19 protein-coding genes and 1 other RNA gene are annotated in these 14,459 nt (G+C 33.9%); 3 read left to right on the forward strand and 17 right to left on the reverse strand.

All coding sequences use genetic code 11. The features are described 5' to 3' along the window. Positions 1–30: 30 nt before the first annotated feature. A complete protein-coding gene (locus tag ACZ1GR_RS06005; RefSeq protein ID WP_472611299.1) occupies positions 31–1,239 on the reverse strand; it encodes an NAD(P)-dependent oxidoreductase in 1,209 nt (402 codons plus the stop codon). Positions 1,240–1,362: 123 nt separating this feature from the next. Between ACZ1GR_RS06005 and ssrA the strand changes: the two genes are divergently transcribed. From ssrA to ACZ1GR_RS06020, 3 genes are all read left to right on the forward strand, one after another. Continuing rightward, positions 1,363–1,761: a transfer-messenger RNA gene (ssrA, locus tag ACZ1GR_RS06010) on the forward strand. Positions 1,762–1,994: 233 nt separating this feature from the next. Continuing rightward, positions 1,995–3,254, forward strand: coding sequence for a site-specific integrase (locus ACZ1GR_RS06015; protein WP_472611300.1), 1,260 nt, complete (start codon positions 1,995–1,997; stop codon positions 3,252–3,254). 68 nt (positions 3,255–3,322) lie between these two features. Next, on the forward strand, positions 3,323–4,138 hold the full coding sequence (locus ACZ1GR_RS06020; RefSeq protein ID WP_472611301.1) for an endonuclease/exonuclease/phosphatase family protein: 816 nt from the start codon (positions 3,323–3,325) through the stop codon (positions 4,136–4,138). Here the strand turns inward: ACZ1GR_RS06020 and ACZ1GR_RS06025 are convergent. From ACZ1GR_RS06025 to ACZ1GR_RS06100, 16 genes are all read right to left on the reverse strand, one after another. Then, complete coding sequence (locus ACZ1GR_RS06025) at positions 4,135–4,644, reverse strand: DUF4236 domain-containing protein (protein ID WP_394970387.1); 510 nt, start codon at positions 4,642–4,644, stop codon at positions 4,135–4,137. The two genes, ACZ1GR_RS06020 and ACZ1GR_RS06025, sit on opposite strands and share 4 nt — an antisense overlap. A gap of 2 nt (positions 4,645–4,646) precedes the next feature. Next, positions 4,647–5,579, reverse strand: coding sequence for a hypothetical protein (locus ACZ1GR_RS06030; protein ID WP_472611302.1), 933 nt, complete (start codon positions 5,577–5,579; stop codon positions 4,647–4,649). 2 nt (positions 5,580–5,581) lie between these two features. Next, on the reverse strand, positions 5,582–6,847 hold the full coding sequence (locus ACZ1GR_RS06035; protein WP_472611303.1) for an MFS transporter: 1,266 nt from the start codon (positions 6,845–6,847) through the stop codon (positions 5,582–5,584). Between the two features lie 5 nt (positions 6,848–6,852). Then, a complete protein-coding gene (locus ACZ1GR_RS06040) occupies positions 6,853–7,257 on the reverse strand; it encodes a hypothetical protein (protein ID WP_394970384.1) in 405 nt (134 codons plus the stop codon). An 18-nt stretch (positions 7,258–7,275) separates the two neighbouring features. After that, a complete protein-coding gene (locus ACZ1GR_RS06045; protein WP_394970383.1) occupies positions 7,276–7,647 on the reverse strand; it encodes a DUF6804 family protein in 372 nt (123 codons plus the stop codon). 10 nt (positions 7,648–7,657) lie between these two features. Beyond that, on the reverse strand, positions 7,658–7,795 hold the full coding sequence (locus ACZ1GR_RS06050; protein WP_472611304.1) for a hypothetical protein: 138 nt from the start codon (positions 7,793–7,795) through the stop codon (positions 7,658–7,660). A 10-nt stretch (positions 7,796–7,805) separates the two neighbouring features. After that, the gene (locus ACZ1GR_RS06055; protein ID WP_394970381.1) at positions 7,806–7,994 is read right to left on the reverse strand and encodes a YegP family protein; all 189 of its coding nucleotides are present in this window, start codon (positions 7,992–7,994) and stop codon (positions 7,806–7,808) included. Between the two features lie 230 nt (positions 7,995–8,224). Continuing rightward, a complete protein-coding gene (locus ACZ1GR_RS06060; protein ID WP_472611305.1) occupies positions 8,225–8,443 on the reverse strand; it encodes a hypothetical protein in 219 nt (72 codons plus the stop codon). A 5-nt stretch (positions 8,444–8,448) separates the two neighbouring features. Continuing rightward, a complete protein-coding gene (locus ACZ1GR_RS06065; RefSeq protein WP_472611306.1) occupies positions 8,449–9,576 on the reverse strand; it encodes a hypothetical protein in 1,128 nt (375 codons plus the stop codon). Beyond that, positions 9,569–10,621: a type I restriction endonuclease gene (locus tag ACZ1GR_RS06070; RefSeq protein WP_472611307.1), complete on the reverse strand. Its 1,053-nt coding sequence runs from the start codon at positions 10,619–10,621 to the stop codon at positions 9,569–9,571. The genes ACZ1GR_RS06065 and ACZ1GR_RS06070 overlap by 8 nt, the downstream gene beginning before the upstream one ends. Before the next feature lie 2 nt (positions 10,622–10,623). Then, positions 10,624–10,914 carry a membrane protein insertion efficiency factor YidD gene (yidD, locus tag ACZ1GR_RS06075; protein ID WP_472611308.1) on the reverse strand — a complete coding sequence of 97 codons (291 nt, stop codon included), beginning with the start codon at positions 10,912–10,914 and terminating at the stop codon, positions 10,624–10,626. Beyond that, a complete protein-coding gene (locus tag ACZ1GR_RS06080; RefSeq protein WP_472611309.1) occupies positions 10,915–11,154 on the reverse strand; it encodes a hypothetical protein in 240 nt (79 codons plus the stop codon). A gap of 5 nt (positions 11,155–11,159) precedes the next feature. Further along, the gene (locus ACZ1GR_RS06085; protein ID WP_472611310.1) at positions 11,160–11,309 is read right to left on the reverse strand and encodes a YegP family protein; all 150 of its coding nucleotides are present in this window, start codon (positions 11,307–11,309) and stop codon (positions 11,160–11,162) included. A gap of 115 nt (positions 11,310–11,424) precedes the next feature. Beyond that, the gene (locus tag ACZ1GR_RS06090) at positions 11,425–12,090 is read right to left on the reverse strand and encodes a DNA-binding response regulator (protein WP_472611311.1); all 666 of its coding nucleotides are present in this window, start codon (positions 12,088–12,090) and stop codon (positions 11,425–11,427) included. A 13-nt stretch (positions 12,091–12,103) separates the two neighbouring features. Continuing rightward, positions 12,104–13,966 (reverse strand): hypothetical protein, encoded by a 1,863-nt coding sequence (locus ACZ1GR_RS06095; protein WP_472611312.1) that lies wholly within the window; start codon positions 13,964–13,966, stop codon positions 12,104–12,106. 52 nt (positions 13,967–14,018) lie between these two features. Beyond that, positions 14,019–14,171 (reverse strand): hypothetical protein, encoded by a 153-nt coding sequence (locus ACZ1GR_RS06100; RefSeq protein WP_472611313.1) that lies wholly within the window; start codon positions 14,169–14,171, stop codon positions 14,019–14,021. Positions 14,172–14,459 lie beyond the last annotated feature (288 nt).

Here is a 14,459-nt window from a genome sequence, read left to right on the forward strand (position 1 = left end):
ACCGGCAGAGAATAGAATTTATCAATCTATTCAATTTTCATTACCATCAACGTAATCTTGCAAATATTGATACCTTTTGGTGAGCTTTCCATTCGAAGTCATTCTTGCCCTGTCTAGAATACTATCTTTATCACCGTTAAAAAATGCAGGAATCACATATTTTGAAAAAGCCTCCCCAAAACCATCACTGGCATCACGAGGCAATTCTGCCGGTAAATTATCGACCGCCATTACGGCAATGGCGCCTTTATCTTTAAAATCCACCTCTCTTTCCGATTGTGGTTCGTACCCATAAATAGGCTCAGCAATTGTTGAAGGCCTAATTGTAGTGGCTACTGGCCCATCTATATCGCAACTAACATCGGCCACAACTTTAATTTTAAATTCTGAATGTTTAGCATCTTCCCTAGTATATAAAAAAGGAGCTCCATCACCATAAAAATGGCCTGCAATGTAGAAGTCCGTAACCTTCGCGAATCGAAAAAAATTCGATTTGTATGCCTCAGGGTTAGCAAAAAAATCAGCTTTGTTACCCCGCACACCATCTTTTCTTTTGTTATACTCTGAAGCATCTATCTGGCAATAAACAGGTTCGTCAAAACTATCCTCTAAATATTCGGAGACGTTGACCCTTCTCATTTTCATGGCATCCAACATTTCCCTAGCTCCATTACCGACCCTTCCTCGCCCGGTCAAAAGCACTTTAATGTTCGGTAAGTGCACTTCTTTTAGCGCTGTAATTAAAGCAGCATGATCCTTTAAATTTTCGGCCTTGGGCAACTCGAACAACTCAAATTTTAGTCCATAGGCACGTATTCCATTATAGGCCCCTACAATGCCCGCATACCTACCAAAAGCAACCAAACGCTGCCCGTTCTGATTGGTAATAACCTCATGGTCGTACAGTTCTATATTCTTTGCCAAAATAGCACGCAGCAAATCCCTATTGTACGATTGTTTTTTAATGGTGTGAGAAAAGAAAAAATACTTTTTATTCTGAATTAGAGCACTAATTGGTACTTCCTTTACACCTAAAAGCACATCACAATTTTCCATCTTACTTGCAACCTCTATTCTTGCTTTGGTGTATTCTTCATCAGAAAAAACCCGAATAGGAGATGGCTCAACTACTAGTTCTGCATCGGGAAATTTATCTAAAACGCTTTGACATAATGCAGGTGACAAAACGACTCTTTTATCTGGTGGGTTCTTACGTTCTTGTATAATTCCGAACTTCATTGGCAATTGGTATAATTATTGACCTAAAATAAGGGTATTGAAAAGGGTGGGCAAACTTTTCTGCTCTAGGTAGATAAATTATGTAACTTTGCCATCCTTTTAAAAATTGTTCATTGAAATTATGGGGCCGACTGGTTTTGACAGCGAGACCAATGGTAATGTAAGCATGTCGAGCGCTGGATTATAGCTCGTTAATCTCAGGATTCACACTTTTAATTGGCGATAATAATTACGCTCTTGCCGCATAATCTGAATTATAGTAAGATTTGCCTCGTCACTACAAGGTAGTGAAGCGAGATGTCTTTGAATAGCCCTTGTTGACGGCGATTCGTTTAAAGACACCATAAAAGTCAACACAAGGATACTATTCGCTTTGGTAGTGTCACCAAAATCTTAAGAAGCTAAGTATGTATTGGGCGGTTTTCGGTCAGGTACATATCGAAAATTAAACGAAAACTAAACATGTAGAAAGCTTTATAATTGCTTGTTTGGACGGGAGTTCGATTCTCCCCGGCTCCACTTTTACAACACCAAATTAATTCAAATACCTGTAAATATCTGATTTACAGGTTTTTTTATTTTATTTACTTCCATTTAATATCAAATAATACTAGTTTTTAGTACACCTATTCGGTGAGCATAATCTCAATAAAAAATGCTCACCGATTTCTTTGTAAAGAATTGATTTTATGTTAATTATAAAATTAATATTTTTATTTTTTGTATCTTGATTTGTATCTAAAACAGGACAAGAAATGAATACTTCTTTCGCACAGCTATTTTATATCAAAAGAAGAAACCTCAAAAAAGAAGCTAAAGTACCGATATACCTAAGATTGACAGTTAATGGAAAAAGAAGTGAATTAAGTATTTCTCGTAAAGTTGACCCAGAAAAATGGAGTGCAAAAACAGGAAAAATGCGTGGTTCAGGCACAAAAGCTGTTCAATTGAATCAATACCTAGATATGATTAGAGCTAAAGTAAATAAGATTCAGTTTCAATTAGTTGATGAAGGAAAACCATTTACCGCAGTTGACATCAAAAATATTTATCAAGGAAAGGACAGGGAGGTTAAAATGCTTCTCGAAGTTTTTGATGAACACAATCGTCAAATGAAGAAACTAGTGGATAAGGAGTTTGCTATAGGAACTTGGAAACGCTATTTCACAACTAGAAACCACATTGCCGAATTCATCCGTTATGAATATAAACGAGAAGATTTTCCAATTCAAGATATAGACTTAAAGTTTATTACTCGTTTTGATTACTTTATGAAGTCAGTCAAAAACTGTAATCACAACAGTTCTTTAAAGTACATTAACAATTTTAAGAAGATAGTTCGCCTGGGAGTTGCAAACGGTTGGATTGCAAGAGACCCTTTCTACAATTTTAAGGCAAAATTCAAATGGATAGATAGAGAGTTCTTATCCAATGATGAATTAGAAAGTTTAATTAACTTAGAAATAAGGTGGCCTCGAATTGATATTGTTAGAGACATGTTTGTATTCTGCTGTTATACAGGGCTGGCATATACCGATGTTCAAAAATTGAATCAAGATAACTTAGTAAAAAACATTGATGGCAATCTTTGGATTGAGGCTAAACGGACTAAGACTAATGCTAAGTTTAGTATCCCTTTGCTCCCAACCGCTCTTAGCATTATTGAAAAATATAAAGACCACCCTAAAGTGGTTAATGGAGATTGTATTTTACCTGTTCTTAGCAACCAAAAATCAAATGCCTATCTAAAAGAAATAGCTGATCTCTGTGGCATTAAAAAGAATCTTACAACGCATTTGGCTCGTCATACCTTTGCTACTACTGTCACGCTTTCTAACGGCGTTCCTATCGAAACAGTTGGTAAAATGCTTGGTCACAAAAATCTAAGGACTACACAACACTATGCTAAAATCATCAATAAAAAAATTGGCGATGATATGGCGGTTTTGAAGGAGAAGTTGGAAAGGTCGGAGACCAGTACTGAAAATGAAATATCAAGGGCTAAAAACAACTAAAGCTTTACGGAAATCTGTAAATAATCAATAGTATTATGGTTACTTTAGAAGTTCAACAACCATATCTGATGATTAAAAAAACACTTGCTTTCCTTTTCATCTTTTTACAGTTTATTACATATTCACAAGTTGATGAAATTAGTTTGATTTCCTGGAATATTCAAGACTTTGGTAAAACTAAAAACAGTAAAGAATTAGAGCAAATAGCTGAAATAGTAAGGGAAGCAGATATTGTTGCGATTCAAGAAGTAGTTGCTGGTTATGGTGGAGCACAGGCAGTTGCCAAATTAACTGATTTACTAAACAGAAAAGGGGCAAAATGGGACTATGTTATCAGCGACCCCACTAATAGCCCAAAATATGTTACAGAGCGATATGCTTTTGTCTGGAAAACAAAGCATATAAAAATCAAGAATAGGGGAAGCCTTATTAAGAAACTTGATGAGGTCATCGATAGAGAACCTTTTTTGATAGATTTTTACTTAGGAAACAAAAAATTGACTCTTATTAACTTTCACTCAAGACTATATAATAAAAACCCAGAAGCAGAAATAAGTGCTTTGACAAGTTATATAGCAACCAAGATAACTTCACCTCTAATTTTAGCTGGTGATTTTAATGTAGACCAGTCAAAACCAGTGTTTAATTTTTTTAAAAAATCAGGATACGAAGCTGCAATTTCAAATCAGAAAACAACACTTAAGAGAACTTGTGATGGTTTTGAGTACCTCAATCATCCTATTGACAACATTTTCTACTCTAAAGATATTCTTAAAACTGAAAGTGAGGTACTAGACTTTGTAAGGGTTTGTGATAATTTAGAAAAGGCTAGAAAATTGTCAGATCATTTACCTGTTTTTTTAAGTTTTAGTTTAGATAACTAGCCACACTTGCACCCTTCTCCAACTACCCATCTACAACATGGATCTGCTTGGCATGGAGCTTTGTTTTTATTGGAACAACCGCAATTGGAAGTTGAAGCACAGGTCTTTACACTATTACCGGGTTCTTCGCAGGCAATACCATCATTATCAGCATCCAAATCATTTCTGCATTCGGGATCGGCGTCAAAATCCGCCTGTGCATTAGCTTGTGAAGTATAGTTGGCGCAATTGGTATCCCTGCAAGGAGTTGTATTCTCCTCCCCAGAACATGAAAAAAAAGTCAACATTATGCACAACGGAAGTATTAACAATACTAAACATCCAACGTTTCTAGTTTTGGAGAACGTCTTTCGATACGTTAAGCCAGGTATACCTGTTCTTACAGAATATCCTTTAGTGCTTAGACTTCCTTTTCTATTTCTATAGCTAGGTGTTATACCAGATTTGCTTACATTGATGCCTAGTCCCTTACCTAATTTTATCCTTTTTTGAAACCGAAATGCCATACTCATTTATTTAAAACAAAATCAAAAATCACTTTCTCCATGTTCTTGGCGATATCAGCATTTTTAATCTTGATATTAGATTCTTGCACTCCCATCTCTAATAACCATTTATACCAATATGCTTCAATAACATCTTGGGCGTAAGCACTCTCGTTATCACTACTTATACCAATGACCAAGACTTCTAAATCATTTAAATTGGTCGTTGCAGGTATAAAGCCTAAATCTTTCTTTTCTAATTCATCTCTCCAATTTGGTTTATTCAATTTCAATCTGGAAAGACCTTTTGGAGTCAAAAATGATGTTCGTCCTTTATTCTCCATCACGGTTTTATAATGATACATATACCCATCTGTAAGGATTACTAAAATGTTTCGATGACAATCGTCAATACAATAATCTTTAACATCATGTTCAAAAAATCGCCAAATATCAGACCCAGGGTATCCTTTGTGTTTTTCAGCATCCGCTTTTGCCAAATGATATAATTGTGATGGAAGTTTGTTATAAAGTGTTTGCGATTTTTCTATGCTATTCTTATTTGATGTCTTGGTAAAAACAATACTCAGTTTCTCTGATATCTCGTTTATTTTTTGATTTGAAGGTTCTGGATTAAAGAACAATTGCATCCTATCTTCTAAAAACAATAGTCTTTTCGTTTTCACGTGAGAAATAAAAGCTTTTGCCAAACTGCTCAAATATGCAGAATCCTTCTCCATCTGATTACCTTTTTCAATACGATCCGAAAGGTCTAAGAGAATACTTATGTTAAGGTTATTATTCTTGTTTTGAAGAATGTGTTTTGGGCAAATACTGCTAATTTCCTTCTGGGCTATCTCCAATTCATTCTCTTTTTCCTGCTTGGTTTCTTCGATACAGGCCGTGAATAAAGTTAGAAAGACAATAGCCCCTATTTTTCTTAAAAGTGTTGGCATTGTTAGAGTGTTTTAGTGTATACTTTGTTTTGATAGTCGTCGGTGTCCAAATCCAGTTTTATGATATGATTATCATAGATTTTACGGCAGGTTAATTGCAAATCATTTTTTTCATTTACCCCAATTCGAAGCTCTGCATCAATATATTTTTGCCATCCTTTAAGGTATTGCGCAGAGAGTAATTTGTAATTGCGAATTGGAAGGACAAAACCATCTATGATGTTCTGCAGTTCGGATATACGTTTGTCAAAACCCGTGATTTCATCTTGTATTATTTTGATTCCCCCTTTAAGCTTTAAAATGTTTTGCTCCTTGTTTTGTATTTCTTCTAATCTGTCATTAATAAAGCACTGTATTTTGTCTCTATCAGAATGTTCTTTCATAACAAAATCAAATACAAGACCCCATACGATATAAGAAACAAACCCAGCAAAGATGATAAGCCAAAAACCTACACTTTGAAAAGCGATGGGAATATTAAAGTCAGGGCTATCAAAAGTTTTGTTTAGATTATATAATTTCTCTTCAATAAGGTAAGCCAAGATAGAATCGAACAAGAAGGTGATGACAAAAAGGGCTGCTATTTTAAGGGTATTTACAATACCTTTTTTAGACTGAAACATGTGGATTAAATACCCTAAAGCAAAAAACACAAAGGGTATAAATAACACAAATCCTAGTTCTAATAGACCATCTTTGTAGGCCTGAGATAATGCTTTTGGGTAAAATATACCTTGAAATAGACTTGTACTGGGGTCAAATGTTCTAAAGAATGCTGAGTACGAGGTAGAAATGTAAAAGATAAGTATGTACACAGTTAATGGAAGAAGTAAACATATACCTGTCCAAAACTTAGCAGTTGAACGCTTATCTACATCTAAGCCATATTCTTGAGGATTTCTACGCACATTAATTGTGTCATGGCGCAGTTTGTCAATCTCTTCTTCATAAACATTAATTTCATTTTCAAGCTCTTCTTTCTCTTCTGTTTTATTGAGCAAAGCTGTAGTTTTTCCCTTCAATTCGGTAGTATAGGGTTGCTTTAATCGTTCTTGATTGGCCAAGTCAATTTTACAGTCATTCTCAAATTTCTGGTATATGGTCTCCAATGATATTTTAAGGGTATACTCTCTACCTTGACATGATTTTGAAGTTTCGTAACCTTCATACGTGTAGTCTTTAGGTTCGTTATTTTCCACTTTTTTGAGCGTGACCTCTTTTTCCTCATTTTTAGGCCGTAATGAAGCCAGCTTTTTTAAAATCCCCATAATAGTTATTCATTAAGTTCTTTAAGAATGTCTTGTTTTGATTTTTCTTGTTGAGCACTCTCAAGAAGATATTTGCATAGTTCATCAACATTTTCGTCTATAAAGTCAAATTTTTGAATGTACTTTTTTAATGTAACCTCCTCATCTGGTGTTATTTTTTTATCTGCCCAAATCATTAAGGCCAAGTCATATAGGTATGCAATACGTTTTTCAAGACTTTCAGGTATAGTTATCTCTCCAACAGGTTCGGTTAGTATTTTATCTAACTCTAATTTTGAAATTTCACGCTCTTCTGCAAATCGATAGAGCAATTGCATTTCTAAAGGACTAAAATCTTCATCTGAAAGTGCAATTTGATATAGCCTTAAAAAATGACTTTTCAATTCAGCAGTAATGGCAATTTTTTCCATTCTTGTTAATGGTTTTGGTTAGTATATTCGGTCACGTTCGTACTTTTTGACCTCTTTCTTAATTGGTTTTGGTTTTACTTTTTTGGGCCGGTTAAAAATTATTTCAATGAGGAACAAAAATCCGGAGGCAATATCAATAGGTATCCAAGGTATCTTCATGTAAAAATGAATTGGAAATACTGGATTAAAGAGCACCAGTACTATACTGAAAAGAACTACCCAATATGTTTTTGAAATATTATTGAGAATTACAAGGATAGCTCCAACAGAAACCACTATCCGCAACATCCAATAATAACTCAACGGATTGGGTAAAACGGCAATAAACAATAGCAACGCACAGCATACCGAGACAGCGCGCAAAATGTTCCTGAATAGTTTTTTGTTCATATCGCCAATACTATTTAGGTAGTTTTCTCTTATGCGGCTTTACAGGAACAGTTTTGGGGCCAGGTTTTGGACTATTAGGATTTTTTCTTGGAACAGGAGAAGGAGTTGATCTTCTATGTGGTTTCACGGGTACTGTTTTTTTTGCCATTTAAATTATTTTAAAGAATTGTATCATCTATTTCCGCATCTGGAGCATCACGTTTCACAGCTGCAATTCCATCTTTGCAAGATTGTTTGGAATTGTACATTTCACTAGTGGCGATAATTTCACCATTACCTTTTGAACGGAGGTTAAAATAGAATTTGCTATTACTGCTCTTTTTGATTTCGAACTTTGGAAAAGCCATGATTTTTAGTTTTTATAATTTGTTTACCAAACCTAAAACCATTCATAGACAATACCTTACAGATATCTGTAAAGCGGAAAAATATGTTTTATAGAAGTTCCTTTGTTAATTTGAGAGTAGTGAGATCGATTTAAAGGTTCTTTACGTCAATAAGCATATCGACTACGCTGGATATGACTTTTTGGGTTTATTATTTTTAAAAAGCATATTTTATCGTAAAGCAGTAGAAACTAATCTTCCCAACCACATAAGGTGCGCCCCAATTCTTTAGCTTTTTTTAGGGTTACTTCGTATGTTTTTGTTGAACGACGTGATAAGCCTCGACAAGACTTTGAGTAGTGGTATTTTTTGCTTCCTTTTCCTTTGCAGATATAAACTTTGGTTTCAATAGTCCCTGTAAAAGAAATTGATAGCAAAAGAAGAGTAACAAAGATTGAAATTGTTTTCATGAGTTTTATTCTACCGGAACTCGAATTTTAGTTTCATTAATATTCATTCGGGTTTTATTCAATGTCACATATTGAGGTTCCTGACGTTCTCTTTTATAAATTACATTTTCATAAATTTTCACTTGTTTTACTGCCATTACTTTTATATCGACCTCAATTCCCCGCCATTCATTATCATTCAGTAACCCTATATAAAAAGTGCCTTTTATTAACCTGTCATTACGACCATAGGCTGCTCTGCCTTTTCCATTATCAAATTGAAGAAATTGTTGCTTGTTGTAAAATAGCTGAGCATTTTGATAATCTGGAATAAAATAATAGTTTACATCTTCGCCTGTTTGAGGTGTTATCAAACTTGAGATTTCACCAACAGCAATGCCCGCGAGCGGTGTTTGATAATACATGTTGGCAGCTCTGCCTATGGAATTTGTTATTGAGTTCAGGTTTTTTTTATAAGCTTCCCTAGATTCCTGACCAACACCAATCCAGTAGGCCCAAGCTAAAATTTGCTCCTCCTTAATCGATGTATTATAAACCTTTGGCAAATCGACTTTAAGAAACGTCCGACTGACATTTTCATTATAAAAAGAATGAACTGTTTGGGTTTTTTCAAACAACATTATTTCCTCTAATTTTGTACTCTTCAGTTCTTTGACGGTTTCTTGATAGTTTATGTTTTTATATCCTGTTAAACTATCTTGTTGATAAGGAGTATAGATAGTGTCTCTTACCGTTAACCATTTCCAATTGGTATTAAAATTTTTAGTATTTGGACTCAATGGAATTCTATCAATCCTATACCTACAAACCCTATTAGTCAATGAAGAACTATAAAATCGAAATGCATACAAGCCTTTGCTCCTAACCTTGATTCGTTTGTCTCTAATTACGCTTGCTTTAAAAGCTGAAAAAACTACATTGTTGGACAATTCCACAATTTCTATTGCTTTTATGTGCTTGCCCTGCACCATATTCATGTTAAAGACAATCTCATCACCCGCAGCAAAACTGTAAAACACTTCTGCGGTTTGATCAAAGCCCAATGCCAATGTGCTTTCGGTAACCGCTACTCGTTGTTGAGACAAACCATTGAAGCAAACTATCAAGGCAGCTACTAAATTGACTTTACTCATTTTCATATAAATCAACGGTTTTTAATAAATACTCTTCAAACTTATAGATGTCGTCAACCGATGCTATTGAATGTCTTGTCTCATCTTTGTTTTGGTCGATTATACCTATGTATTTAGTGCCTGAGTTAAGGTGTAATCTACATAGGGGCTTGCGATTATTATCATCCAATAAAATACCGAAATACGACTGAGTATCTCTATGCATAATCCGCTCTACAGGTAACTTTCTCCTTAAAATGGCCACCACAACCCTAAAACCTTCCAACTCCTCTTCGGTGGTTTCAATTTTACTAACCTCTTCGGGCTCTTGGGTTTCTTCTTGCTGTTGCTCAGCCTCTTTGTTTAATGCAGCATTCAGTCGATCGTTTACTTTTTCGCTTATGGTCTGTGTAAAGGCTTTTCCTACTAAATCAGTAAATTCCCCCATTACCTTTTCGGTAAGTCGGCCAGAATACACATTACCAGCAAACAGTTTTACAAAGTGATACGAGGGCGTTTGTAATTCTTCAGTAATTAGCTTCTTTATTTCCTTGGTATACTTTAAAGCGCTTGCATTATTTACGATTTTGGCAACATCAAAATTGGATTTATGAAATTTGGCAATTTCATGAACAGTACCTTCCTTAAGTTTTGTGATGTCAAACTCCAAAAAAGGCTTTTGGTCCATTTTATTTGTAGCTTCTAAATCAGTAAAAAATCGATATTCAATTCCGTTGGTCAATAGTGCAAAACGCGTTTTTGACGCATGAAAGTATCGGAATAATTGTGAGTTGTGTGTATCTAATTTTTCCTTCCAATTTTTACATTCAATGATTATAATAGGTTGACCATCTTGAAAAATGGCGTAATCTACTTTCTCACCTTTTTTAAGGCCAATATCAGCTGTGAATTCAGGAACTACCTCGGTAGGATTAAAAGTATCATATCCTAATAAACCGATAAAAGGAAGTACAAATGCATGTTTTGTAGATTCTTCGGTATCTATTTTATCTTTAAGCTTGCCTATTTTTTCAGATAAGGCTTTTAGCTGGGTTTGAATTTCCATAATTATTTAAATGTTTCAATCAACTTTTCTGCAACTTCTTCTTCATTCAAAATCTTCTCGCTGGGCAGAATCAATTGAATTTCATTTGTCGTTGGGTTTTTAAAAATTATGGTTTTTGCCCTACAGTTTTTATATCTAAAGAACAGTGCATTTAACCCGTCCTTCAACCCTTCATCTCTTGTAATTCTATAAACATGTTTTGAGCATGATTCACGAAAAATACATTTTCCTCTTATAGATTTTGGAATAATATTCCAGTATAAGTGTATAAGACCCAAGAATAATAGTTTCATTTATTCTTTTTTAAAAACAACCATTTGTTTAACTGATGTATAACCTGGTGTTGAACCGGCACCAAAGCATCCAGAACTACCAGAAACATAAGTTGATATACTTTCCACTCTAACATAAATCCAGCCTTGACTGGTATAATGCTTTATAAATCTTTCCAAATAATCTGCACCATCATTAGAAGTTGTTGTGGCAGTTTTAGAATCAAAAGTTGGATCTAATGGTACTACTTTATATTCCATAAGTTTTACTTATATCCATGTCTTTTTGCATTATCAATGCAATCTGATTTATTTACATATCCTTGAGTTGAAGCACCGACTATTCTTCCATTAGGTGCAGTTCTTCGCCATCTCCACTCTTTAGAGGCATCTTGATAAAATTCCCATTTGTCCATTTCTAAATTTTTTGAAGTTAAAATTCAAACCTAAACCCTTTAAAAGAAAATCCCTTACAGAAATCTGTAAGGGATATAAATTTGTTTAATAGAGTCTATTAAAAAAGTGAAGGATTCAGATTTTACCCAACTTAATTAGTTTTGCAATTAAATGATTTGTGTTTTTTGCTCCAAATTCATCAAAAAGGCGGCTTACTCTTTTGTCTATTGTACTTTCGCTATTAGGTGAGATATTTTGTCTTTTAAGCTTTTTAGAGATTTCCTTTTTGGTAAGTCCATCAGACAAGTCTTTAAGAATATCCATATCAAATTGATCTAACTGAAAAACGTTGTTGGTCACATTTAAATTAATCTGTGGCGAATAATACGTTCGATTATGGTAAACCTCATGAATGGCTTTAACCAATTCTTCTAAACCGTGACGGCCTTTGCAGACATAAGCATCTATTTTTTCTTTTTTGAAAAGCGGATTGATTTTTACAGGGTTGTCCTCCATAGAATTCACAATAACCTTTATGTTGGGCTGAAGCTCTCTAGCTAACTGTATCAGTTCAATGCCCGAGGTAATTTTACGCGCTACATAATCTTCTTTAAAATGGATATCCGTAATCAATAATTCAAAAGAGTTATTAGTAGAATTGGCTAGTTTTAGTCTGTTAAAGGCTTTATCACAATACAACTCTTCTTGAATTTCTTTAATGTGAAGCTTGCTTTTTAGCATGTCTACAATACCCAAATTGGTATCTTGAAAATCTTCTGCTAGCAGTACTTTTTTGAACATTTCATTAGGTGTATTACTTAGGAATTTTGATTTCTGCTCGAAACCCATTTCCTTTTTCTGAATCAAAAGTAATGCTTCCTTTTAATGCTCGAATACGCTTTTCTGTATTGCGAAGCCCATTTTTAGTTTGTAACTCTTTATTAGTTGCTCCATCACCATCATCACCATAATCAACTTTTAAGGTTTTTGACGTAGCTGAAAACCCAATAATTATGAGTGTGGCATTACTGTACTTCCCCATATTAATCATAAGCTCTTGCAATACCTTAAAGAGTGTGGTTTTCTTTATTGGAGTAATACTTGACCATTTAATATCTGTAATCCCAGAATGCATTAGTTTGGAGTCTGAAGGAGTTCTAAACCTTAGCATTTCTAAAAGCTCTTCCTCAAAATGTTCACCCGTGTCAACAACATTGATCTCTCGCGAAAAATTTCTACTTTGATTGTAAAGTTCATCAACCACGTCAAGCACTTCATTGACATCGGTCTTATTCTGTAACATGACCATAGCATTATTGAGTTTACCGCCAAAATCATCATGTAATCGACGTGATAACTCGGCTTCGGTTTCATGAATAGCCTTTAAGGCTGCAGATTCTTTTTCTTTTTTTAGACGTTTAGTCCTTTGTATGAAAAAATAACCAACTAATAATACAAGAAAACAAATAGCTATTAAGCCCAATAAATACTTGGTTTTTTGATTTTTCTCAATTAAAACTTGTTTATCTTTTTTGATATTATCTTCAATTAATTTGTCGTTTTCAAATTTTGTAACTGCATAGGTTTCCCGATTCTTTTGGTTAACTCGTTTTAATTTTTCATTAACCTCATGATATATTTTTGCTTCTTCATTTACATCTTTTTTTAATTGAAAAATGTAACCAAAAGATTCAATTATTGCTGGTAAGCTATTTCTTTTTCTAGCATTAGAATAAGCATATTCAGCAAAACGAAGTGCTTTGCTTTTATCACTATCAAAATAATATTGAGTCAAATGAATACAGCTAGCTATTAGTCCTTGGGAATCATCAATTTGTTCTCTTATTAAAAACGCCTTTTGTAATAGAGAATCCGACACAGAATTATTTTTATTTTCAAGCCATTTAACATAACCCAAATTACTTAGCAAACGAGCATATTCTTTTTGGTTATTTACAATTAAAGAATCTGTCATAAGTCCAGATAAGATAGAAATAGATTCAACATACTTCTTTTGATTTGATAATATGTTGGCTCTTGTATTTTTGATAATGACAAGACTTGTATAAGGAATATCTGCTTTGGTCTTTTTTAAAGTTGCTAATGCTTTTTCATTCCACCTTAAGGCACTTTGATAATCCTTTAACTCTCTAAAGCATACAGAAATGATATGTTCAAGACTTGAAATGCGTTTGAAATTCAGATTATTTTTAAGGTAATTTAACCCATCTACAGCTGTTATTTTACTGCCAACATAATCTCCCAATCCTTTTTGTATGTTAGCCATTGATGTTAACCTACTGGCAGCTGATGTACTATCACTTATATCTCTTAAAATTTTAAAAGAATTATTATAGTAAGTAAAGGCTTCTTCTAAACGTCCGGTTGTTTTATAATAATATCCAAGCCTAAAGTTTGCTTCCTCTAAATAAGTACTATCCGAAAATTTTCTTGAAAGATTAAGTAACTCTTTGGAATAAAAAATTGCGCTATCATACTTTTGTGCTTTGGCATAGTTCTTAATCCGATTTTTAATTTTCAATAAAACTATTGAATCTTGATTTATTTTTTGAAAAAGTAAAACATTTGAATGAGGAATAGTTTCAAAGGATAGGATATTTCCTTTTGTGATTATCCAAGACAAAAAAAAGAGGGATAAAACAAGAAAATGCTTCATCCCTCGAAAATAATAAAAAGGTTAATGAGATTTGCGATTATTATCCTGTTCTTTAAGCATCTGGATCCTCATCTATCTCACCATCCTCACCTTCAGTAGCAAGAGTCTCATAAAAAGATTCATCTTCTGCTACACTTCCTTTGTCACAAGAAAATAAGAATGTATTAAAAACTAGTGCCATTACGGCTATCATTATGCGTTTCATAAAATCTGTTATTTAAAAATTTGACAAAGGATTGGCCGTCCGGGATTCTCCCAGATTCATTTTTACCAATCCCGTTTGAGTTTGGAGTACTCCGTTTTTTGGAAAGTGGAAATCTTATACGGCAGCGTTTAGCTACTCTCCAATTGGCCAAATACTAGCCGCATTATAGATTTCCGTAAGAATGATTTTTCTAGAAATACTATGTTAGCAATGCATAGTGAATCATTCTTGTGGACAAAGTAAATTGAAGGTGAAGAGATAATTACAGACAAAAAATCGACTTGTTTT

It is taken from the genome of Croceitalea sp. W27 (assembly GCF_055693185.1).